General features: G+C 31.6%; 22 protein-coding genes and 1 other RNA gene. 8 read left to right on the top strand and 15 right to left on the bottom strand.

Going from position 1 to position 20,568, the window contains the following annotated elements:
- Nucleotides 1-4: 4 nt before the first annotated feature.
- From ACTPNM_RS10295 to ruvX, 7 genes are all read right to left on the bottom strand, one after another.
- Nucleotides 5-628: a hypothetical protein gene (locus ACTPNM_RS10295; protein ID WP_440121681.1), complete on the bottom strand. Its 624-nt coding sequence runs from the start codon at nt 626-628 to the stop codon at nt 5-7.
- A gap of 43 nt (nt 629-671) precedes the next feature.
- Entirely contained in the window at nt 672-1,187 is a 516-nt protein-coding gene (locus ACTPNM_RS10290) for a hypothetical protein (protein WP_440121680.1), read from the bottom strand.
- 23 nt (nt 1,188-1,210) lie between these two features.
- Nucleotides 1,211-1,945, bottom strand: a complete 735-nt coding sequence (locus ACTPNM_RS10285; protein WP_440121678.1) for a (S)-benzoin forming benzil reductase — start codon at nt 1,943-1,945, stop codon at nt 1,211-1,213.
- Between the two features lie 1,369 nt (nt 1,946-3,314).
- Nucleotides 3,315-4,094 carry a nucleoside triphosphate pyrophosphohydrolase gene (mazG, locus tag ACTPNM_RS10280; RefSeq protein ID WP_440121676.1) on the bottom strand — a complete coding sequence of 260 codons (780 nt, stop codon included), beginning with the start codon at nt 4,092-4,094 and terminating at the stop codon, nt 3,315-3,317.
- Nucleotides 4,095-4,097: 3 nt separating this feature from the next.
- Entirely contained in the window at nt 4,098-4,520 is a 423-nt protein-coding gene (locus tag ACTPNM_RS10275) for a DUF5606 family protein (protein WP_273695109.1), read from the bottom strand.
- Nucleotides 4,521-4,548: 28 nt separating this feature from the next.
- On the bottom strand, nt 4,549-5,133 hold the full coding sequence (gene def, locus ACTPNM_RS10270; RefSeq protein WP_099214309.1) for a peptide deformylase: 585 nt from the start codon (nt 5,131-5,133) through the stop codon (nt 4,549-4,551).
- A 54-nt stretch (nt 5,134-5,187) separates the two neighbouring features.
- On the bottom strand, nt 5,188-5,598 hold the full coding sequence (gene ruvX, locus ACTPNM_RS10265; protein WP_440121674.1) for a Holliday junction resolvase RuvX: 411 nt from the start codon (nt 5,596-5,598) through the stop codon (nt 5,188-5,190).
- A 120-nt stretch (nt 5,599-5,718) separates the two neighbouring features.
- Here ruvX and ACTPNM_RS10260 point away from each other — a divergent pair, with 120 nt between their 5' ends.
- A complete protein-coding gene (locus ACTPNM_RS10260) occupies nt 5,719-6,534 on the top strand; it encodes a 2,3,4,5-tetrahydropyridine-2,6-dicarboxylate N-succinyltransferase (protein ID WP_440121673.1) in 816 nt (271 codons plus the stop codon).
- Between the two features lie 33 nt (nt 6,535-6,567).
- On the opposite strand, the gene ACTPNM_RS10255 is transcribed toward ACTPNM_RS10260, so the two are convergent.
- Nucleotides 6,568-7,329: a glycosyltransferase family 2 protein gene (locus tag ACTPNM_RS10255; protein ID WP_440121671.1), complete on the bottom strand. Its 762-nt coding sequence runs from the start codon at nt 7,327-7,329 to the stop codon at nt 6,568-6,570.
- Between the two features lie 47 nt (nt 7,330-7,376).
- On the opposite strand from ACTPNM_RS10255, the gene ACTPNM_RS10250 reads away from it, so the two are divergent.
- Complete coding sequence (locus ACTPNM_RS10250; RefSeq protein ID WP_440121670.1) at nt 7,377-8,135, top strand: glycosyltransferase family 32 protein; 759 nt, start codon at nt 7,377-7,379, stop codon at nt 8,133-8,135.
- Here ACTPNM_RS10250 and ACTPNM_RS10245 read toward each other — a convergent pair.
- Nucleotides 8,122-9,102 carry a polysaccharide pyruvyl transferase family protein gene (locus ACTPNM_RS10245; RefSeq protein WP_440121668.1) on the bottom strand — a complete coding sequence of 327 codons (981 nt, stop codon included), beginning with the start codon at nt 9,100-9,102 and terminating at the stop codon, nt 8,122-8,124. The two genes, ACTPNM_RS10250 and ACTPNM_RS10245, sit on opposite strands and share 14 nt — an antisense overlap.
- Before the next feature lie 60 nt (nt 9,103-9,162).
- On the opposite strand from ACTPNM_RS10245, the gene ACTPNM_RS10240 reads away from it, so the two are divergent.
- Entirely contained in the window at nt 9,163-9,711 is a 549-nt protein-coding gene (locus ACTPNM_RS10240) for an L-threonylcarbamoyladenylate synthase (RefSeq protein WP_440121667.1), read from the top strand.
- Nucleotides 9,712-9,715: 4 nt separating this feature from the next.
- Nucleotides 9,716-11,140, top strand: coding sequence for a CCA tRNA nucleotidyltransferase (locus ACTPNM_RS10235; RefSeq protein WP_440121665.1), 1,425 nt, complete (start codon nt 9,716-9,718; stop codon nt 11,138-11,140).
- Nucleotides 11,141-11,184: 44 nt separating this feature from the next.
- Here ACTPNM_RS10235 and ACTPNM_RS10230 read toward each other — a convergent pair whose 3' ends face one another.
- The 4 genes from ACTPNM_RS10230 to ACTPNM_RS10215 form a co-directional block, all read right to left on the bottom strand.
- Nucleotides 11,185-13,014 (bottom strand): ABC transporter ATP-binding protein, encoded by a 1,830-nt coding sequence (locus ACTPNM_RS10230; RefSeq protein ID WP_440121663.1) that lies wholly within the window; start codon nt 13,012-13,014, stop codon nt 11,185-11,187.
- Complete coding sequence (locus ACTPNM_RS10225; RefSeq protein ID WP_440121662.1) at nt 13,014-14,723, bottom strand: phospho-sugar mutase; 1,710 nt, start codon at nt 14,721-14,723, stop codon at nt 13,014-13,016. Before ACTPNM_RS10225 ends, ACTPNM_RS10230 begins: the two co-directional genes overlap by 1 nt.
- Nucleotides 14,724-14,756: 33 nt before the next feature.
- The gene (locus ACTPNM_RS10220; RefSeq protein WP_440121660.1) at nt 14,757-15,713 is read right to left on the bottom strand and encodes a glycosyltransferase family 2 protein; all 957 of its coding nucleotides are present in this window, start codon (nt 15,711-15,713) and stop codon (nt 14,757-14,759) included.
- A 78-nt stretch (nt 15,714-15,791) separates the two neighbouring features.
- Entirely contained in the window at nt 15,792-16,319 is a 528-nt protein-coding gene (locus ACTPNM_RS10215; RefSeq protein WP_440121659.1) for a DUF4199 domain-containing protein, read from the bottom strand.
- Nucleotides 16,320-16,495: 176 nt separating this feature from the next.
- On the opposite strand from ACTPNM_RS10215, the gene ffs reads away from it, so the two are divergent.
- Nucleotides 16,496-16,594: signal recognition particle sRNA small type (ffs, locus tag ACTPNM_RS10210), an RNA gene on the top strand.
- A 20-nt stretch (nt 16,595-16,614) separates the two neighbouring features.
- Here ffs and ACTPNM_RS10205 read toward each other — a convergent pair.
- On the bottom strand, nt 16,615-17,535 hold the full coding sequence (locus ACTPNM_RS10205; RefSeq protein ID WP_440121658.1) for a site-specific tyrosine recombinase: 921 nt from the start codon (nt 17,533-17,535) through the stop codon (nt 16,615-16,617).
- Between the two features lie 95 nt (nt 17,536-17,630).
- On the opposite strand from ACTPNM_RS10205, the gene ACTPNM_RS10200 reads away from it, so the two are divergent.
- From ACTPNM_RS10200 to aroQ, 3 genes are all read left to right on the top strand, one after another.
- Nucleotides 17,631-18,161, top strand: a complete 531-nt coding sequence (locus tag ACTPNM_RS10200) for a DUF3575 domain-containing protein (protein WP_440121657.1) — start codon at nt 17,631-17,633, stop codon at nt 18,159-18,161.
- A gap of 207 nt (nt 18,162-18,368) precedes the next feature.
- Nucleotides 18,369-18,878 carry an outer membrane beta-barrel protein gene (locus tag ACTPNM_RS10195; protein WP_440121656.1) on the top strand — a complete coding sequence of 170 codons (510 nt, stop codon included), beginning with the start codon at nt 18,369-18,371 and terminating at the stop codon, nt 18,876-18,878.
- A gap of 98 nt (nt 18,879-18,976) precedes the next feature.
- Complete coding sequence (gene aroQ, locus ACTPNM_RS10190; RefSeq protein ID WP_440121655.1) at nt 18,977-19,393, top strand: type II 3-dehydroquinate dehydratase; 417 nt, start codon at nt 18,977-18,979, stop codon at nt 19,391-19,393.
- Here the strand turns inward: aroQ and ACTPNM_RS10185 are convergent.
- Nucleotides 19,370-20,557 carry a lipoprotein N-acyltransferase Lnb domain-containing protein gene (locus tag ACTPNM_RS10185; RefSeq protein WP_440121654.1) on the bottom strand — a complete coding sequence of 396 codons (1,188 nt, stop codon included), beginning with the start codon at nt 20,555-20,557 and terminating at the stop codon, nt 19,370-19,372. The genes aroQ and ACTPNM_RS10185 overlap by 24 nt on opposite strands.
- Nucleotides 20,558-20,568 lie beyond the last annotated feature (11 nt).

Genomic DNA, 20,568 nt, shown 5'->3' with positions numbered 1-20,568 from the left:
GTACTTAATTAGCCCAACGAGATATAATAGATGTTTTTTTCCATTTTCCATTCTCTTTCATAAAGACGAAATTTTCGCCAGAATAAGGTCTATGTATACCTAAACACATTCTATTCATTTCTTTGTTAAAAATTGGTTTGTCAATCAAAATAAAACTTTCGTTATATTTTCTATCTGAATATGAAGTTTTCTCATATGCAAGGAATGTTAATGAGTCAATTGAAATACTATTTTTAATAAGTTCAGAGGTGTTGAATATTTGATAGTTGTATTGTGATAATTCTTTTAAATCAAGTGTTTTATTTTGTTTAATTTGCTCTTTTAAAAAGAGAGTATCTTTTTCTTTAAGGTTATGTGATAAATATTCAATATAACTAACGGATATAAATTCTCCTTCTCTATAAATAACTTCTTCTGGTAGCTTGGGCAAAAAATTAAAGTCAGAAATTAGTATTTTCTGATATGGTAATAGTTTTAAATTAATGGTGTCAGATAATATTTTATTTAAAACTTCTAATTTATCTATGTTTCTAATAGTGGCTTTATCTTTTTCTGGTTTTTTGTAATGTGAACAACTCAATACGGTAAGTGCTACAAGTAGATAAATTTTTTTTTTGGAATTATACATAACTATTTTTTAACTGTTTAAAAGTTCCATTTAGAAGTCAATATTAATTATATGTTTCATGGAAAAATACTTTTTCTTTAAGTGTAGTAATTATAGTTTTGGTAAATTGAGCCTCTTCCTCTTTTTTCAAATATAAAAAGTTTCTACCCCAGCCATTCTCTAAATTCAAAACTCCATATTCGGGATTAAAAAATATAGGACCGTTTCCGTCATCAAGAGGTTCAGTCAAAATGTAGATATCAAAATTAAGTTCTGATAGGTTTTTATCTGAAAAAGAATCTTTTTTAATTAATTTAAATTCAGTTCCTGAAAAGAATAATTGGTTAGTCTTGTGAATGAATTTAAAATCCATGTTTTTTTCACTCTCAATAAGATTTTTGTATTTGTATATTGTTAAACTGTCATTATTTTTTATAGTTAATTCATATTTCATTTTAGTTTTTAAAGAGTCAATATTAAAAACGTAAAGAAATCTCTCTTCAACGTGCTTTTTGCTTTCATAATTCTGACAGCTAAAAAGACAAATAGTGCTAAAAAGTATAAGTAAATTCTTTTTCATATTTATTCAATTAAGTATTGAAACTAATCATTATCAAAATTCCGAATATCCACAATATCCCCATTTTGTAGTTTGTTTTGGGTGTCTATGGTAAAAATGGTTTCAGCAACGTACTCAGGAGTGTAAAGCTGGTTGTTTTCTTTTAAATCGATAAAACGTTGTACGTTTTTAAAATCTTTTTCATCGGTACTTCTAATATCAGTTTGCATGTTGGTATCTACCACACCAGGGTAAATAGCATTACACTTTACACCATGTTCAAGCTCGTTTTGTTCCGCAGCAATAGTTTTGGTCATCATGTCAATCGCAGCTTTAGACGTACAGTAAATACTCCAACCTTCATATGGTTTTACGGCTGCTCCAGAAGATATACTAATAATCTGTTTTTTACACATCAACTGTTGTGTGGCTTTGATAAACAAACTCGACAAAATAAGTGGAGTAGTGGTGTTGAGTTGAATACTTTGAGCAATATCTTCCGAAGGAATATTTTCTAAGTTCGCTATGGTACCGAGTCTACCGGCATTATTGACCAAGGTAATCGATGAAACTTCCAATTTCTGAATTTCATCTAACAACATTTTAAATGTGTTGTGTGTGGCCTTGGTATCAGATAAATCTACAGAAAGCTGTACGACATTTTCCAAATCGACAATGCTTCTGGATAGTGAGTATACTCTGTAATTTTCTTGTGCGTATTTTTCGGCTAAGGCTTTACCGATTCCTTTACTTCCTCCGGTGATGATGATTATATCCATAGAGTAAAAATAGGGAAATATTGGTAGTTGTACTCTAAATTGTGAGATTTCTCCCTTCGATCGAAATGACGAGTAACGTCATAGCGAGAAGGTCATTGAGCGTAGTCGAAATGAACGACGTTGCTATCTTTTAATCGATACAAAGATTGTTTCGTTATCACTCGCAATGACGGTTCCGTTGTGTTGAGGAAAGCTCAGCGAAGCTCGCTGATGGTTCCGTTGTGTTGAGGAAAGATCAACGGCGCTCGCTGATGGTTCTGTTGTGTTGAGGAAAGTTCAGCGGTGCTCGCTGATGGTTCTGTTGTGTTGAGGAAAGCTCAGCGGCGCTCGCTGATGGTTTCGTTGTATTGAGGAAAGCTCAGCGGCGCTCGCTGATGGTTTCGTTGTGTTGAGGAAAGTTCAGCGAAGCTCGCTGATGGTTCCGTTGTGTTGAGGAAACTTCAATAGAGCTAAATCTTATGATTTAAGGTCTGTAATTTTAAAGAGTATTTGGAACTTCATAGGATGAGATTCCTCCCTTCGGTCGGAATGACAGGGAACGTCATAGCAGGGAGTAGTAACAATTAAAGGCATTAGTTGTGGATGTTGCTATTCTTTTCATATTAACGCCTTATATTATGACCTACAAGAAAATCTTTAAAAATCAAGACAGCAATGATGGGTGTAAGATAAAAAAGCTGTTTGAGCGATAGCGAAATCGTTAGATTCGTGAGTTCTTTGATAAAAAATAAAGATAACACGAACAATTCTTTTTATCAGTGGAAAGGTGTCGTAGTATTTTCTCAAGATTTTATGGTAAGTCTTGATTTTTGTTTTTTTTTATCAAGAAAAAGAATATCAACAATACTTTTTATGTTATGTAGATTTTGTCTTAACCTTTAGACAGTAGTGTCTAAAGTCATAGGATAGTACTGTCTGGTGTCAACGGACGGTAGTGTCGTGTGTTATGGTACTTATAATGATGTTCGAGAGTTGTCATTTAGAACTAAGTGGTAGCGAAGTGTGAGAAAACTCAGGGTTTTGTAGAGTTACACCTCAAAATTGACTGTTTATATTTCTAAAGAGTAATAGAAACTTCATTGGGTGAGATTCCTCCCTTCGGTCGAAATGACAGGAAATATCATAGCGGGGAGAAGTAGCAATTAAAGGCGTCATTGCGAGTGATAACGAAGCAATCTTTGTATTTATAGTTCGAGATAAACAGATTACTTCAGTCGTACCTCCTTCGTAATGACGGTCGTGAGTTGTCATTTCGAACCAGCGGTAGCGAAGTGTGAGAAACCTTATAATCGAATATTTGTAACTCTAAATGGTATCTGTGACTTTATTGAAAGAGATTCCTCTCTTCGGTCGGAATGACGGTAGTTGATTATTTGAAAAATTCCTTTGAATTTTCCCAATGCACATCCATTTCAGCGAGGGTCATGTCAGAAAGTTGCTTGCCTTCTTTTTTGGCAGCTTCTTCTAAGTACTGAAAGCGATTGATGAATTTTTTATTGGTTTTTTCCAGTGCATTTTCAGGATTTACCCCAATAAAACGAGCGTAGTTAATCATGGAGAACAAAACGTCTCCAAATTCTTTTTCTATTTTCTCCTGATTGTTGTTTTTGATTTCTTCGTTCAACTCAGAAAGCTCTTCTTGAACCTTTTCCCACACTTGATGTGGTTCTTCCCAATCAAAACCAACACCTGCAACTTTATCTTGAATACGGTTGGCTTTTACCACTGCAGGTAAACTTTTAGGAACGCCTTCTAAAACAGATTTATTCCCTTCTTTTAGTTTGAGCTTTTCCCAGTTTTTCTTAACGTCTTCTTCATTTTCAACAACTACATCGCCATAAATATGCGGATGACGGTCAATAAGTTTATCAGAGATTGCATTGGCAACATCAGCAATATCGAAAGCTTGTTTTTCGCTTCCTATTTTAGCATAAAAGACGATGTGCAAAAGCACATCGCCTAATTCTTTTTTTATTTCTTGTAAATCGTTGTCTAAAATAGCATCTGCTAACTCGTAGGTTTCTTCAATAGTTAAATGACGTAGACTTTGTAAGGTTTGTTTTTTATCCCACGGACACTTCTCACGAAGGTCATCCATGATGTCTAACAAACGATTAAAGGCGGCTAACTGTTGCTTACGAGTATTCACGATTTAAGCTTCTTCTGTAGTTGTTTCTTCAGCTTCTGCTAACGTGCTAAAGTCAAATTCAGCTTTCGCTAAGATGTTGTACCACTGAATTACTTTTTTAATGTTTGAAGCATATACACGCTCTTCATCAAACCCAGGTAATACTTCGCCAAAATAAGTAGTTAATTTATTAGCGCTCTCTTTGTGAGAAATAGCTTCTTTACCATCTTCTTTATCAGCAATATTTTTAAGTACTTGTGCTAAAGGCACTTCTTCTTCGTACGTGTAAATAGCGATATTTTCTAATAAGCTTACGTTATGAGTAGCAGTAATAGGAAAACGTTTACCGTCAACAATAGATTTTACGATAACTCCTGTTTTAGTTTGTGATAAGATTTCATACAAACCTGGCTTACCTGTTACAGCTATAATTTTGTTAAATTCCATGTCTTAATGTTTTTTTAGTGTATAACTATTATCTTTTAGCATTAGGAAAACGCATGCGATATCCAGCGTTTACTTTCCCTTTAGAAATATTGTCTAATTTCTTTTTAATTAATCTCTTTTTTAAAGAAGAAAGTTTATCGGTAAACAAAATTCCTTCAATATGGTCATATTCATGTTGAAAAACACGTGCAGGTAATCCGCTTAACGTTTCTGTGTGTTTTTCAAAATTTTCATCTTGGTATTCAATAGTGACTTTTTCTTGACGAAAAACATCTTCGTTAATGGTTGGAATACTTAAACACCCTTCATTAAAAGCCCATTCGTCACCTTCTTCTTCAATAATTTTAGCATTGATAAATACGCGATTAAAGTTTTTGAAAACTTCTTTTTCTTCTTCACTTATATCGTCATCTTCTGCAAAAGGAGAAGCATCAATAACAAATAAACGGATGTCTTTTCCTATTTGAGGAGCTGCTAAACCAAGTCCGTTAGCATTGTACATAGTTTCTCTCATATCGGCAATTAACTTGTCTAACTGCGGATAGTCTTTATCGATTTCTTTTCCTACTTTACGTAAAACGGGATCTCCGTATGCTACAATGGGTAAAATCATTTACTTTTTAATTTTAAGGAATGCAAAAATACAAAGAATGCTTTTGGTAGAAAATTATTTGTTGTATAAATACGATTGTAAGATGATTGTAGCACTTATTTCGTCTACTAAAGCTTTGTTTTGACGTTGTTTTTTCTTTAAACCGCTATCAATCATTGTTTGAAAAGCCATTTTAGAGGTAAAACGCTCATCTACACGTTTTATGGGGATAGAAGGGATAGCTTTTTCAAGCTTTTGTAGAAAAGGAGTTATGAGTATCTCACTTTCACTATCAGAATTATCCATCTGCTTTGGTTTTCCAACTAAAAAAAGTTCAACATTTTCTTTTTGAGTATACTCTTTTAAAAATGTGATAAGTTCAGAGGTATCTACAGTTGTTAAACCCGAAGCAATAATTTGAAGTTCATCGGTTACAGCAATACCTGTTCTTTTTTTTCCAAAATCTATGGCTAATATCCTGCCCATTCTATAAGTTTTTGCAAAGGTAGCTAAATTAAACAAGGAAGAAATATCTGTTTAAAAAATGTATCTTCGCGGTATATTCTTGAAAGCAACTTTATTTTTGCTGAAAAATATTATTAAAAAATGACAGAATTACAATCAATTATAGAAAAAGCGTGGGATAACCGCGATTTATTGAAAGAAGAAACTACGATTAATGCTATTAGAAAAGTAGTAGATTTATTAGACGCAGGAGATTTACGTGTTGCTGAACCAACTGACAAAGGATGGCAAGTAAATGAATGGATAAAAAAGGCAGTAGTGTTATATTTTCCTATTCAAAAAATGGAAACTTTAGAGGCTGGTATTTTTGAATATCACGATAAAATTCCATTAAAGAGAGGTTACGAAGCTAAAGGAATTCGTGTGGTACCTAATGCAGTAGCACGTCATGGAGCCTATATCTCAGCAGGAACTATTTTAATGCCTAGTTATGTGAATATTGGAGCGCATGTTGATGAAGGAACGATGGTAGATACTTGGGCAACTGTAGGTTCTTGTGCGCAAATTGGTAAAAATGTACACTTATCTGGTGGAGTAGGAATTGGAGGAGTTTTAGAGCCTTTACAAGCAGCACCAGTAATTATTGAAGACGGAGCGTTTATCGGTTCTCGTTGTATTGTTGTTGAAGGAGTTAGAGTAGAGAAGGAAGCTGTTTTAGGGGCAAATGTAGTATTAACGATGAGTACAAAAATCATTGATGTAACAGGTGATGAACCAGTTGAAATGAAAGGAGTAGTACCAGCACGTTCTGTAGTAATTCCTGGAAGTTACACGAAGAAGTTTGCAGCAGGGGAGTATCAAGTTCCTTGTGCTTTAATTATAGGTAAGCGTAAAGAAAGTACGAACAAGAAAACTTCGTTGAATGATGCTCTTAGAGAGTATGATGTAGCGGTTTAAGAAGAAATTAAGTACAATAAAAAAGGGAAGATTTTAAATCTTTCCTTTTTTATTGTTTTCATATAGTTTTCTAAGTTTTGCATATTTCATATAAGAGAAAAAGGCTTGCATCATAGAAAATGTAATTCCGTCTAATCCATGGAAAATACCTTTTTTAAGAATATAACAACGTAGGAAAGACCATAATCCGTGCCCTATGGGCGTAAAGAAGTTTACTTTTTTGTTTTGTTCAAAATATTCTTCAGATTGCCAAGTAGTGTACAAGTTGTATTTTCCTATAATCTGATGAAAATCTTTCCAACCAAAGTGTAATAAATGAAGTTTGGTTGTTTTTAAATTGGTGGCTTGTATACTTTGATGAACTTTTGTAGTTGCAGGTTTAGCGGTTTGCTTGTTAAAAAACCTACATGTATAAGAAGGGTACCACCCAGCAAAATTAATAGGCTGGTCTTTTAAAAAGTTTTTACGCCTAAAGTTATAAGCGTCATAAGGTTCATTTAAATATTTTCCACTCTTAATAAATTTAAAACTATCTTCATCTAAACGTTCATCTGCATCTAAGTTTAAAATCCAATCATTTTTACAAAATTGAAGTCCATGTACTCTCTGGGGTCCATCTCCTAAAAACTTTTGAAAATAAACTTTAGCTCCCATAGACTCTGCAATTTCAACAGTCTTGTCAGAACTAAAAGAATCAATTATAATCACTTCATCGCATACCCTATTTAAAGAAATAATACAATCTTTAATGTTAGCTTCTTCATTAAAAGTAATTACTAGGCCACTTATATTCATGTGTAAATATTATTGTAGATTTGTTCGGTCAAAAATACAATTATTAAATGATTCCAAAAATTATACATTTCTGTTGGTATGGTAAAGGTGAGTATAATGAAACAATAAAAAAATGTATTGCTTCTTGGGAAGAAAAATTACCTGACTATACTATAAAGAAGTGGGATGAAACCAATACCCCTTTTGATAAATTACCTTTTTTAAAATTACTTTATAAACAAAAAAAATGGTCATTTATAACTGATTATGTTCGGTTGTACTCTATATATAAAGAAGGAGGAATTTATGTAGATACAGATATTGAAATGGTTACTACTTTTGACCATTTGTTAAAAGAAAAAGCATTTGTTGGTTTTCAAGGAACATTAGAGTCTGAAAAGTATCCATTAAATTCTGCTGTTATTGGAGGAGAAAAAGGCAATGTTTTTATTTTAGATTGTATTAAAGCTACGGAAGAAAAACAACGTTTGTATTTTAATGCAATGGGAGGACCTCCAATAGTATCGAAAGTATTGTTGAATTACGGATTAAACGAGTATAAAAAGCAGCATTTAAATGATGTTTTACTGCTTCCTACAGAATATTTCTTTCCTTTTGCGTGGAATGAAAAATTTACACAAGAATGTATTCAACCAGAAACAGTCTGTATTCACTGGTGGGAAGATTCTTGGGGAAATAAACAAAAAGGCTTTTCATATTTAGTTGATAGCCTTAAAAGAAAAGCAGTTAAATTACCCTTATTAATTAAGAATAGAATTAAATTCCTAATTAATAAGAATAATTTTTATCATATTAATTCTTTGTAAAATCAGTACAACAATCAATTAGGTGTTGAGTATATTGTAGGTGATTGGTAGGATTGGGAATTGGATTTTCCCAATTTATTTCATCAAGTTTAATTAAGTTTAGGTTTTTTAATGAACTTAAATCAAGTCCAGAATCAAGATTAACCATGTTAAAGTGCTGTACAATTCCATCCAATCTTGACAGGTCAGAAGAATTATTTAACCCTCCCATGATAAAAATAACAGGAGTTCCCATTGCTAAACAAGGCAGCGCACAGTGAATTCTAGAGGTTATTACCAGTTTTGCTGAGGCAAATGTTTTTAACAAGCGCTCTGCTTCTTTAAACCTATCTTCAGAAGTAGTTCCTTTTTCTTTATAAAATGCAGTTTCAAACTTAGCATTGTTAACTATTTCTTCAGGAAATATAGATTTTAAATACTCTTTATGATCTTGAAGCTTAGGTAATTTAAACTTAATTAAATCACGGTAATAGTGTCTAGGAATTCTCTCGTAATAGGATTTCTTATCTAAGTTAAAAAGGACATCGAAAAACACAATATCATCTGTTCTAGGAACCTCAATCTTAGGAAGAGTAGTAGTTAAGCAAGAAGAGTAATACGAATCAACTCCATATTTTTTTAAAATATTTACAGTGTAAAAGTCTCTACACCCAATAGGTTCGTACTGTTTTAAATAAGTGATGTTTTCTTGTCTGCTCAATAACGTATCTGCAATATGTGCATTTAAATGAAAAGAAACAAATAAGGGATCAATATTAGGAGATATAGGCCAATTTTTGGTTTTATACATAAACCAGCCATTCATAATTAATTTACAAGGTTCAATATTTTTATCGTTCAAATATTCTCTATTCAGAAGTAAGTCAATATTCGAAAAGTATTGCTTGGCAGCGATACTTTGAACATAATCTCCAATATTAAAATAACCTCCTGTGGCTTTATAATCTAAAAGTGCATTTTTACTCATAAAGCAAAAATATCTTTTTTTATTGATGTAGTGTAATAGTTTAAAGTATAAATTTGTACGATGATTATAGAAATAAAGAACTATTTACTTAACGGAAAAACGATTCTTTATCCAACAGATACGGTATGGGGATTAGGTTGTGACGCTACTAATGAAAGTGCCGTTAAGAAAATTTACCAATTAAAAAATAGAGAAGAGTCTAAAAGCTTAATTATTCTAGTAGATTCTATTGAAATGCTGCAAAATCATGTAGGAAATATCCCTGAAAAAGCTTTAGAAATTTTAAAGACATCAGTAAAACCTACTACTATTATTTATAATAACCCAAAAGGATTAGCATTTAATACCATTGCTGTAGACAATACAATTGCTATTCGTATTCCAAAGGATGAGTTTTGTATTCAGCTAATTAAAGAGTTTGGAAAACCTATTGTTTCTACTTCTGCAAACGTAAGTGGAGAGCCCACACCAAAATCATTTTCAGAAATAAACGAAGCAATTTTAAAGAATGTAGATTATGTGGTAGATTTGCATCAAGAGAAAATAGCAGAGAAGTCTTCAACTATTTTAAAAATTGAAGGTGACGATGTTATTGTGATTAGAGAATAATTGTATGCAAAAACAATATTTTAAAGAAGCAATTTCCGCAGAAATATTTCAATATATATCCCAAGCAGCTAAAGAATTACAACTAGAAAGCTATGTAATTGGCGGTTTTGTACGTGATTTTATTTTACAACGAGGTACAGCCAAAGATGTTGATGTGGTTGCAGTTGGAAGTGGAATAGATTTAGCCCAAAAAGTAGCCGAATTACTACCTAATAAGCCAAAAGTTCAAGTGTTTAAAACTTACGGAACAGCAATGCTGCGTTTTCAAGATGTTGAAATTGAGTTCGTAGGGGCACGTAAAGAATCATATTCAGAAGAGAGTAGAAACCCTAAAGTTTCTGAAGGAACCTTAGAAGACGATCAAAACAGGAGAGATTTTACGATAAATGCATTAGCATTGAGTTTAAATGAAGATGATTTCGGATTGTTACTTGATCCTTTTGGAGGAATGGCTGATTTGGAAGCTAAAATAATTAGAACTCCCTTAGATCCAGATATTACCTATTCTGACGATCCACTACGTATGATGCGTGCTATTCGTTTTGCTACTCAATTGAATTTTGAAATAGAAGAAAATTCGTTAAATGCAATTACAAAAAATGCTTCAAGAATTGATATTATTACTCGTGAGCGTATTGTAGTTGAGTTGAATAAGATTTTAGAATCTTCTGTACCTTCTATAGGTTTTTTATTATTGGAAAAAACAGGGCTGTTAGAGAGAATTTTACCAGAATTAATCGCTTTAAAAGGAGTAGAGGAAGTAGAAGGACAAAAACATAAGGATAATTTTTACCATACCTTAGAAGTAGTAGATAATATTGCTGTAAATACAGATGATGTTTGGCTTCGTTGGGCAGCATTGTTGCACGACATAGGTAAAGCGCCAACGAAACGTTATCACAAAAAAATAGGTTGGACTTTTCATTCACATGAATTTGTAGGATCAAAGATGGTATATAAGTTGTTCAAACGCTTAAAAATGCCATTGAATAACAAGATGAAGTTTGTTCAGAAAATGGTGATGTTAAGTTCTCGTCCGATTGTTTTAGCAAGTGAAGTGACAGACTCTGCAGTACGTCGTTTAATTTTTGATGCTGGAGATGATGTAGAGTCATTGATGACTTTATGTGAAGCAGACATCACGACTAAAAATCCGAAGAAATTTAAGCGTTACCATAAGAATTTTGAGATAGTTCGTCAAAAAATTAAAGAAGTAGAAGAACGCGATAGGGTTCGTAATTTCCAACCACCAATAACAGGAGAAGAAATAATGAAAACCTTTAACTTACAACCATGTAGAGAAATTGGCCAAATAAAAGAAGCGATAAAAGAAGCTATTTTAGATGGTAAGATTCCAAATGAACACGATGCCTCTTATCAGTTTATGTTGGAAAAAGGAGAACAATTAGGATTAAAAGTTAGTCAATAATAGTAGTTAAATAAAAAAGAGAAGCAAAATTGCTTCTCTTTTTTTTATCCTAATGATTGCATGGATACGAGTTTAAAATACTCCCCATTTTTATTGAGTAATTCTTCGTGTTTTCCTTGCTCTACTATTTTTCCTTTTCTAAGAACAACAATATTGTCTGCTTTTTGAATGGTTGATAGTCTATGAGCAATAACTAATGAGGTACGGTGTTCCATCATTTTATCCAAGGCTTGTTGAACTAGCTGTTCGCTTTCAGTATCTAAAGCAGAAGTGGCTTCATCTAAAATCATAATAGGAGGATTTTTTAATACAGCTCTAGCAATACTTAAACGTTGTTTTTGTCCACCAGAAAGCATGTTTCCTCCATCACCTATGTTTGTATTATATTGATTAGGTAAATCTTTTATAAACTCATGGGCATTCGCTACATTGGAAGCATTGATAACTTCTTCTTCAGTAGTGTTTTCTTTGCCTAAAATAATATTATTTTTAACCGAATCATTAAAGAGAATAGAGTCTTGCGTAACCATTCCCATTAGGTTACGAAGAGATTCCTTTTTTATATTTTTTATGTTAATTCCATCAATAAGAATTTCTCCAGAATCAACATCGTAAAAGCGAGTAATTAAATTAGCTAACGTCGATTTTCCGCTTCCTGATTGCCCAACAAGCGCAACCGTTTTTCCTTTAGGTATTGTTAAGGAGAAGTTCTGCAAAACGTAATCATCTTGATATTTAAAAGAAATATTTTTAAATTCTATTTCAGCATCAAAAGATATTTTACCTATAGCACTAGCTGTATCTTCAATAGGGTTTTTGGTTTCTAAAATTTCAAAAATTCTATCAGCAGAAGCACTTCCTTGTTGAATTCCATACATCGCTGTAGAAATAGCTTTTGCAGGGTTTAGAATTAAATAAAATAAACCTATATAACCAAAAAATTCTTGAGGCTGTAATGTACTGTCACTTGTTAGAACAAGTTTTCCTCCAAACCAAAGAATAGCAACAATAGTTACCGTACCTAGAAACTCACTTAAAGGTGAGGCTATCATTTGTCGGTGTTTTAGGCTTGTCATTAAGCCAAAAAGATTACTAATAGATTTTCCTATTTTTGAATTGATGGCTTTTTCTGCAGTAAAACTTTTAATTATTTTCAATCCACCTAAAGCCTCATCAACAATAGATAAAAAATACCCATTCTCTTTCTGAAAATTAGAGGATGATGCTTTTAGTTTTTTACTAGCTGTAGAAATAATAAAACCAGAAATAGGTAATAAGATAAACACAAAAAGTGTAAGCTTAACACTAATAGCAAACATTGAAATTAAAGTAAAAACAATGGTTAATGGTTCCCTAACTATAGTTTCAAAAGAAGAAAGGTAGGTAAATTGTATAGTATGAACATCTGAAGTAATTCTTGCTATAGCATCTCCTTTTCTTTTTTCTGAAAAAAATGAAATAGGTAATGAAATATACTTAGCAAACATAGAAGATTGAATATCTTTAATCGTATTTGTTTGTAAAAAAACCAACGTATAAGAAGCAAGATATCTAAAAAGGTTTTTAAAGAAAAACAGGAATAAAGTTGTTAAACTAACAAAAAGCAATGCCTTTTCAGATCCACCACTCTCAATCATTTGAGATATTTTATAATTAAGGCTACCCTGTACATAATCATATATAGAGGTTATGCCTCTATAACTAGGTTGGGTTGTTACAATTTCTTCTTTACCAAACAAAATACCCAAAACAGGAATGAAAGCTAATACTGATAAGACATTAAATACAGCATACAAAATATTAAAAAATATGTTTAAAAAAGCATATTTTTTATAGGGTTTGGCAAAGTTTACTATTTTATTAAAACTACTCACTAGAAATTTAATTGTTTAATAATACGTTGAATTTTGTTGTCAAGATCTTTTTCTACTTCTTTAGCATTTGAAACATTATTTAATTTACTCTTAACACTAAAGTAAAATTTAATTTTAGGTTCTGTACCGCTTGGGCGAGCCGCAATTTTAGTTCCATCTTGGGTTTGATAGATTAATACATTTGATTTAGGAATGTCAATTGCTGTTTCTTCTCCTGTTAGTAAATTTTTTCTTGTAGAAGATTGGTAATCGTATAAGTATTTAACTTTTGATCCATCTATTTCAGTAAATGGGTTATTACGTAAATCAACCATCATTTGTTTGATTTGCTGTTCTCCATTCATTCCTTTTTTTACTAAAGAAATTAAATGCTCTTTATAAAAATGATGGCGTGTATATAAATTCAATAATTCTTTATAGAAAGAACTATTGTTAGATTTTGCATCTGAAGCGATTTCACAGGCTAGTAGGGCAGAGGTAACAGCATCTTTATCACGTACAAAATCACCTACCATGTAACCAAAACTCTCTTCGCCACCACCAATGAAGTTAAGTTCAGGGTAATCTTCAATCATTTTAGCAATCCATTTAAAACCAGTTAATCCAACTTTGGTTTCCACTCTATATGAATCGGCTATTTCATTCACTAAATTGGTAGAAACAATTGTTGATCCAACAAATTGTTTTCCGTTTAATTTTCCTTGCTTTTTCCAATCATTAATTAAAAAATCAGTCATCATACTCATAGTTTGATTTCCGTTTAGTAATTTCATATTTCCTTCAGTATCGCGAACAGCAATTCCAATTCTGTCTGAATCTGGATCTGTTCCTAATACAATATCAGCACCAATTTTATTGGCTAAGTCAACCGCCATTTTAAGAGCTGCTGGTTCTTCTGGGTTTGGTGATTCAACAGTAGGGAAATCACCATCAGGAATTGCTTGTTCTTCAACAATATGTACTTGAGTATAACCAGCACGTTTTAAAACCTCTGGAATTAATTTGATAGACGTTCCATGTAAAGAAGTAAATACTATTTTTAAATCTTCACGACCTTTAATATCAAAAGTTCCGTTAGCTAAAGAAGATTTCCAAAAAGCTTCATCAATTTCGCTTCCGATAGCAGTTATCAATTCTTCTTTTGAGTTGAAATTGATTTCTGAAAAGGCTAAAGAATTTACTTCATTGATAATTTCTGTGTCTTGTGGAGGAACGATTTGTCCACCATCATTCCAATATACTTTATACCCGTTATATTCTGGTGGATTGTGAGAAGCTGTTAATACGATTCCTGCGTCACATTCTAAATAATTTACCGCAAATGATAATTCTGGAGTAGGACGCATATCTTCAAACAAAAATACTTGAATGTTATTTGCAGATAATACATCAGCAACCACTTTAGCTAGCCACTCACTATCATGACGACAGTCGTAACCAATAGCTACTTTTAATGCTTTATTTGGATATGTTTTATGTAAGTAATTGCTTAATCCTTGGGTTGCTTTACCTAAGGTGTATTTATTAATTCGGTTGGTACCTACGCCAACAATTCCACGCATTCCTCCAGTTCCGAATTCTAAATTTTTATAAAAACGATCTGCTAAATCGTCAGCATTAGTATTAATTAATTGCTGAATTTCTTGTTGGGTTTCTGAATCGAAATTGTCAGAAAGCCACAGTTTTGCGCTGTTTAAAATCTCTTTCATGTATCAAATTAAAAAACGTACAAAGGTACGAGTTTAAAAATTCAGTTGTTCTTTAATTTTATAATGTTTTTGTTGCGGATTACTCTTGATAATTAATTCACCTAAAAATCCTGCTAAAAACATAAGAGTTCCTAAAATCATGGAAGTTAAGGCTATGTAAAACCAAGGATTACTTGTAACAAGTATTGTTTTTACCCCGACAGTAAGGTGGTATATTTTTATCACCCCAATAAAAAAGGCAGATAAGAATCCGAAAATAAACATTAAAGTTCCCCATAAACCAAAAAAGTGCATAGGGCGTTTACCGAATTTAGATAAAAAGGAAATAGTAATTAAGTCTAAAAAACCATTTACAAAACGATCCATACCAAATTTTGTCACTCCATATTTACGAGCTTGGTGTTGTACTACTTTTTCATCAATACGATTAAAACCTTCATTTTTAGCTAAAACAGGAATATAACGGTGCATTTCACCACTAACTTTAACTGCTTTGACAACTTCATTTTTATAAGCTTTTAATCCACAATTAAAATCGTGTAACTTTAATCCTGAAGTTTTTCGAGCTGCCCAGTTAAATAATTTTGAGGGAATATTTTTGGTAACGATATTATCGTATCGTTTCTTTTTCCATCCAGAAATTAAATCAAAATTTTCTTCAGTAATTAAGCGGTATAGTTCAGGTATTTCATCAGGACTATCTTGTAAGTCGGCATCCATTGTAATAACTACATCGCCTTTAGTTAAAGCAAATCCAGCATCTAAGGCTTGGGATTTACCATAATTTCTTTGAAATCGTAAACCTTTTACTTCTTGATGTTTTTGTGATAATTCTTCTATTATTCTCCAAGAATTATCAGTACTTCCATCGTCAATAAAAATAAGTTCATATAAAAATTGATTGGACTGCATAACTTTTGCAATCCAATCGTGTAACTCGTGTAAAGACTCTTCTTCGTTAAGAAGAGGTATTACTACCGATATATCCATATATTTTATTCAATGTTTAAAAAGGTAAAGTTACGAAGTATTACTTTTATGTAAAACTTTAACTTGTTTAAACTATTTTTAATATTGGTCTTCTTCTGTTTTTTTCATGATAGCACCAGTTATTGCTGATACGACAAAACCAAGAAAAACATAAAATAAAAAACCTAATGCGTCTCCAATAAGAGTTCCTTGAAATTTAGATTGCATAGCTAATTGAGTATCAACTTGCTCATCTGTTAAACCAGCATCTAGTAATTTTTGAGTTTGGAATTCGTTTAATTGGTTATAGAAATCTGGTTCAATAAGACCAGTGAAAATATGACTATAGATAATACTTATTAAAGCACCAATAGCAACAACACCTACACCTATTTTTAAAGCTTGTCCCCAAGTTAAAAAAGAATTATTATCTTTTTTGTGTTTTTTTATAGCTAAAATAGGAAGAGCAATAATACATGCAGCTAATACAATCATATTAATTATTCCTCCCACAGTATCGAAGGTCATACCCAAAGCGTAAATTATAAGGTTGGTTAAAACTATAGCTCCTCCGTAAATTAATCCATAGTTTAAAATAATGTTTTTGCTTTTTGCTTGATTTTCCATTGTGTGAATTTAGTTAGTGATACAAATATATTCTTTTTTAATGTTACGTTTATTTTATCCTGTCAAAAGAAAAAAATATAAATAACAAACTATTAGTATTCAAAAACTTAGAAATGTTACAGTTTTTTTATTGAAATTTTGTTGTTTTTTACGAAAAAATGGTTGTAAATTTGCATCGGCAAGTCCTACACAACCAGCTCCCTTTGAATCCCCCAGGGCGGGAACGCAGCAAGGGTATTAGGTCGTAGCGGTGTGATGTAGGTAGCTTGCCTTTTTTTGTACCCGATAGTTTCGTTTATTCTTCCTCGTTTAAATTCAAATTACTTCTAGGGTGATGTAATTCAACAACTTCTTTAAGGTAGCTATTATCTAAATGTACGTAAATCTCTGTAGTAGTAATACTTTCATGTCCTAATAACTGCTGAATAACACGTAAGTCTGCTCCGTTTTTAAGTAAATATGTAGCAAAAGAATGTCTCAATGTATGTGGACCAATACTTTTTTTTAGATTGATTTTTTGAGCTAATTCTTTTAAAATAATAAAAATCATTTGTCGGGTTAAGCGCTTTCCTCTTCTATTTAAGAAAACAATATCTTCATCTTCTTTTTTAGGTGAGATTTTAGATCTAATCTCATTAATATAAAAGTTAAGTCTATGTATTGTTGTTATATGTATAGGCACAAATCGATACTTATTCCCTTTTCCTAGTATACGTATGTAACCATCATCAAAAAATAAATCAGAAAGCTGTAGATTAATTAATTCACTTACACGAAGACCACAACTATAAATAGTTTCAATGATGGTTTTGTTACGTTCTCCTTGTGGATGACTTAAATCAATAGCAGCAATTAAATCATCAACATCTTCTTTTTCTATAGTGTCTGGAAGTTTTCGAGTAATATTTGGACTTTCAATTAAATCTGTAGGGTTATCTTTTCTGTAATCTTCAAAAATTAAAAAATCAAAAAAACTACGTAGTCCTGAAATTAATCTAGCTTGACTACGAGCATTAATTTTTTTACTTACTTCGTAAATAAATTGTTGTATTGTTTCTTGAGTAATGTAAATAGGGGAAAGGTTAGTCTCTAAATTATCTACAAAATAAGCTAATTTTTTCACATCCCTTTGATAACTATCAATAGAGTTTTTTGAAAGCCCTCTTTCGATTTTTAAAAAGTTAGTATAATCAGATATAGCTTGTTTCCAATTCATTAGTAAATACTTTTGTTTTTTTGAAAAAAAAATGTTAAAAAAAGAAAAATAAAATTATTTTCGCGACGAAATTATAATTAATTAAATTAAAAATTATGAAAAAACTATTATTAGTAATTGCTATGGTAGCTACAGCTTTTACAGCTAATGCTCAAAAGAATGTTATTAAGGCGAACCCAATTGGATTAGCTTTTGGAACAGCTGAATTATCTTACGAAAGAGCTATTTCTTCAAAAGGGGCTTTTGAAGTAGGGTTATCTTATGCTGGTGCTGATGTAACTTCTGGTTCAGAAAAAATTAGTACAAGTGCTATTGGAGCCGAAGGTAAATATAAGTTTTATTTTTCTTCTGATAAAGATGCTCCTAGAGGATGGTATGCTGCACCTTTTGTAAGTTACTCTTCTGCTTCAGCAGAAAACAATGCAGGTGAAGATGTAGGTTTTTCTGCTTTTTCTGGTGGTGCTTTAGCTGGGTACCAATGGGTATTTGGTGGAGGAGATTCAGGTTTTGCTTTAGATTTAAATTTTGGAGCACAATATGTTTCTGCTTCTGCAACGGGCGGAACTACTGTTAGTATTGATGGGTTTTTACCAAGATTAGGTGTTTCGTTAGGATACGCTTGGTAATTCTTATTATTAATATAAAAGCATTAAAAAAAAGGGAATTAATCCCTTTTTTTATGATAAAATATTTTTTTCGATTAACTTTTTTGTTCTCAGTGTTTTAAGTGGTATTATCTGTTTTACCCCTTTTTTTATTAAAAAAATGAGCAGTTAAAACCTTATTTAGGTGTATATTTGCCGGCTCAAAATAAAACTTATAAAACAAAAATTATGAAAAAATTTTTAGTAGTTGCTATGATGGCTTTCGGTTTAGCTGTTAATGCACAAGAAGGACAATTAAACGTTGGTGGAACTATTGGATTACCTGTAGGTGATGCTGATGAAGCTAATGTAACAGGAGCAATTGAAGCTAACTATTTATTTGATATTGCTGAAAACTTTAAAGTAGGACCATCTGTATCTTATTTACATTTTCAAGGAGAAGGAGCTGATGTAGCTTTTATTCCTGTAGCTGCTGCAGCTCGTTATAGCTTTGCTGATAAATTTTCAGTTGGAGCTGATTTAGGTTATGGTATTGGTGTAAGACCTTCAGCAGATAAAGAAGGTGGTTTTTACTACCGTGCTTTAGTTGGTTACCAAGTAACTGAAAAAATTACTTTACATGTTGATTATTCAGCAACTAATGTAAGTAGAACTGCAACTTTAGGTCCTATTTCTGTTGATGCTAATGTAAATTACGCAACTTTCGGTATTGGAGGAACTTATTCTTTTTCTTTATAATAAGAAACTCAATAATAAGTAAAAAAGGAAGCAATTTTGCTTCCTTTTTTTATGCTTAAAAGTTAAAAAGAGTATTTTTACTTTAGAAAATATTAGTAATGAAAAAAATAATTATAATTAATGGGCCTAATTTAAATTTATTAGGGAAGCGTGAACCAACTATTTACGGAGCAAGTTCTTTTGATGATTATTTTAAAGAATTAAAAAATAATTATACTACTATAAATTTAGAGTATTTTCAATCGAACATAGAAGGGGAGTTGATAGATAAATTACATGAAGTAGGTTTTGATTATGATGGTATCATTCTAAATGCAGCGGCCTATACTCATACATCTGTAGGTATTGGTGATGCTGTAAAAGGTATAGAAACCCCTGTAGTTGAAGTGCATATTTCAAATATACATGCTAGAGAAGAGTTTCGCCACACTAGTTATATAGCTCCTAATGCTAAAGGAGTTATTTTTGGTTTTGGTTTACAAGGATATGAACTAGCTCTTCAAAGCTTTTTGTAAAAAGAAATAGCGAGTTCCTAATAACAAAAATAGAGGAATCATAGGATACGTGTATAATTGAATACTAAATAGCCATATAAAAGGAATAATTAGTATAAAAATTAATAAAACGATACAATAACCGTATATCCATTTTGGTGGAATTTCCTTCAATAAAAAGATAGCAACAACTAAGTTAGGTGCAAATGCCCATAAAAAGTTAAAATTGTTAGGTGCAGTTGAATGGTTGGTAAAGAACCATAAAAAAACAATTAGCAAACCTAAAACACCAGTTGTAAAAAACAGAATAAAGTCAAACCATTTGGTTCTTTTAGATTTTTTAAAGTCTTTATATGTAATAAATATTCCAAATAAGGAAAATACTAAAATTATTAAAAAGGGATTAATAAGATCACTTTTGGATTCCTTCTCTTCAAAATCGAGTAAAACATTTGTTTTCCTAACTAAATTTTCTTCTTTTTCATCTTTAACAATTTTTGATACACTTAAAGCTTCAAAAACATAATCAGGTAAGTATAAGTATTCTTTTGGAGCTGCTATTTTATCTAACTTACTTCCTAAAGCTATATTAATTCCTAAGCTACCCCAAGTGTTTGGATTAATTTCTTTATTCATCAATTGTCGTAACGATAAATCCTTAGTAACAAAATTATCCTTAAAAACTAATTTATCTCCTGTAACCTTTTGAATTATATCACGAGGTCTGGTAGCACAGTTATCGAAAAAAGGATCGTAAAAATAACTTGCATTTTCAGGGAGAACATTTGTTTCTAAAAACTGAAAAAAAACATTTCTTTGTTGTTGTGTTAAGTTTAAAATTTGTTCTTTCACCCAACGTTTATCTTGTTGAGCACTCTTTAAAGATAAATGGAAAGGATAGCGAGCTAACTTGTATTTCATATAACCTTTGGTAAAGTTTACATAAAAGTTAGGGTCATCAAAATCAAAAATTCCATAATTATAAAGAAGATCTAGTTGTAAAACGGGATCTTTTACTCGAATAGCTGTATGCCCAAACTTCTCATATAAAGCTTCTCCAGGTCCTGAAGTAATGATACTTATTTGAGAAAATTTTGATAAACCTAAAGTATTAACTCTTTGAGAAAAAGCATGATTAATACATAATAAACAAAGAAAAAGATATGCATATTTTTTTATCATCATAAGTATCAGAG

This window comes from Tenacibaculum sp. Ill, assembly GCF_051938915.1.
Taxonomy (GTDB): Bacteria; Bacteroidota; Bacteroidia; order Flavobacteriales; family Flavobacteriaceae; genus Polaribacter; species Polaribacter larymnensis.
This window is presented reverse-complemented; position numbering and strand designations above follow the sequence as displayed.

Excerpts from the sequence above, each read along its gene's own strand:
- ACTPNM_RS10295 (WP_440121681.1), bottom strand. The coding sequence starts at position 628 with ATGTATAATTCCAAAAAAAAAATTTATCTACTTGTAGCACTTACCGTA.
- ACTPNM_RS10290 (WP_440121680.1), bottom strand. The coding sequence starts at position 1,187 with ATGAAAAAGAATTTACTTATACTTTTTAGCACTATTTGTCTTTTTAGC.
- ACTPNM_RS10285 (WP_440121678.1), bottom strand. The coding sequence starts at position 1,945 with ATGGATATAATCATCATCACCGGAGGAAGTAAAGGAATCGGTAAAGCC.
- ACTPNM_RS10275 (WP_273695109.1), bottom strand. The coding sequence starts at position 4,520 with ATGGAATTTAACAAAATTATAGCTGTAACAGGTAAGCCAGGTTTGTAT.
- def (WP_099214309.1), bottom strand. The coding sequence starts at position 5,133 with ATGATTTTACCCATTGTAGCATACGGAGATCCCGTTTTACGTAAAGTA.
- ruvX (WP_440121674.1), bottom strand. The coding sequence starts at position 5,598 with ATGGGCAGGATATTAGCCATAGATTTTGGAAAAAAAAGAACAGGTATT.
- ACTPNM_RS10260 (WP_440121673.1), top strand. The coding sequence starts at position 5,719 with ATGACAGAATTACAATCAATTATAGAAAAAGCGTGGGATAACCGCGAT.
- ACTPNM_RS10255 (WP_440121671.1), bottom strand. The coding sequence starts at position 7,329 with ATGAATATAAGTGGCCTAGTAATTACTTTTAATGAAGAAGCTAACATT.
- ACTPNM_RS10250 (WP_440121670.1), top strand. The coding sequence starts at position 7,377 with ATGATTCCAAAAATTATACATTTCTGTTGGTATGGTAAAGGTGAGTAT.
- ACTPNM_RS10245 (WP_440121668.1), bottom strand. The coding sequence starts at position 9,102 with ATGAGTAAAAATGCACTTTTAGATTATAAAGCCACAGGAGGTTATTTT.
- ACTPNM_RS10240 (WP_440121667.1), top strand. The coding sequence starts at position 9,163 with ATGATTATAGAAATAAAGAACTATTTACTTAACGGAAAAACGATTCTT.
- ACTPNM_RS10235 (WP_440121665.1), top strand. The coding sequence starts at position 9,716 with ATGCAAAAACAATATTTTAAAGAAGCAATTTCCGCAGAAATATTTCAA.
- ACTPNM_RS10225 (WP_440121662.1), bottom strand. The coding sequence starts at position 14,723 with ATGAAAGAGATTTTAAACAGCGCAAAACTGTGGCTTTCTGACAATTTC.
- ACTPNM_RS10220 (WP_440121660.1), bottom strand. The coding sequence starts at position 15,713 with ATGGATATATCGGTAGTAATACCTCTTCTTAACGAAGAAGAGTCTTTA.
- ACTPNM_RS10215 (WP_440121659.1), bottom strand. The coding sequence starts at position 16,319 with ATGGAAAATCAAGCAAAAAGCAAAAACATTATTTTAAACTATGGATTA.
- ACTPNM_RS10205 (WP_440121658.1), bottom strand. The coding sequence starts at position 17,535 with ATGAATTGGAAACAAGCTATATCTGATTATACTAACTTTTTAAAAATC.
- ACTPNM_RS10200 (WP_440121657.1), top strand. The coding sequence starts at position 17,631 with ATGAAAAAACTATTATTAGTAATTGCTATGGTAGCTACAGCTTTTACA.
- ACTPNM_RS10195 (WP_440121656.1), top strand. The coding sequence starts at position 18,369 with ATGAAAAAATTTTTAGTAGTTGCTATGATGGCTTTCGGTTTAGCTGTT.
- aroQ (WP_440121655.1), top strand. The coding sequence starts at position 18,977 with ATGAAAAAAATAATTATAATTAATGGGCCTAATTTAAATTTATTAGGG.
- ACTPNM_RS10185 (WP_440121654.1), bottom strand. The coding sequence starts at position 20,557 with ATGATGATAAAAAAATATGCATATCTTTTTCTTTGTTTATTATGTATT.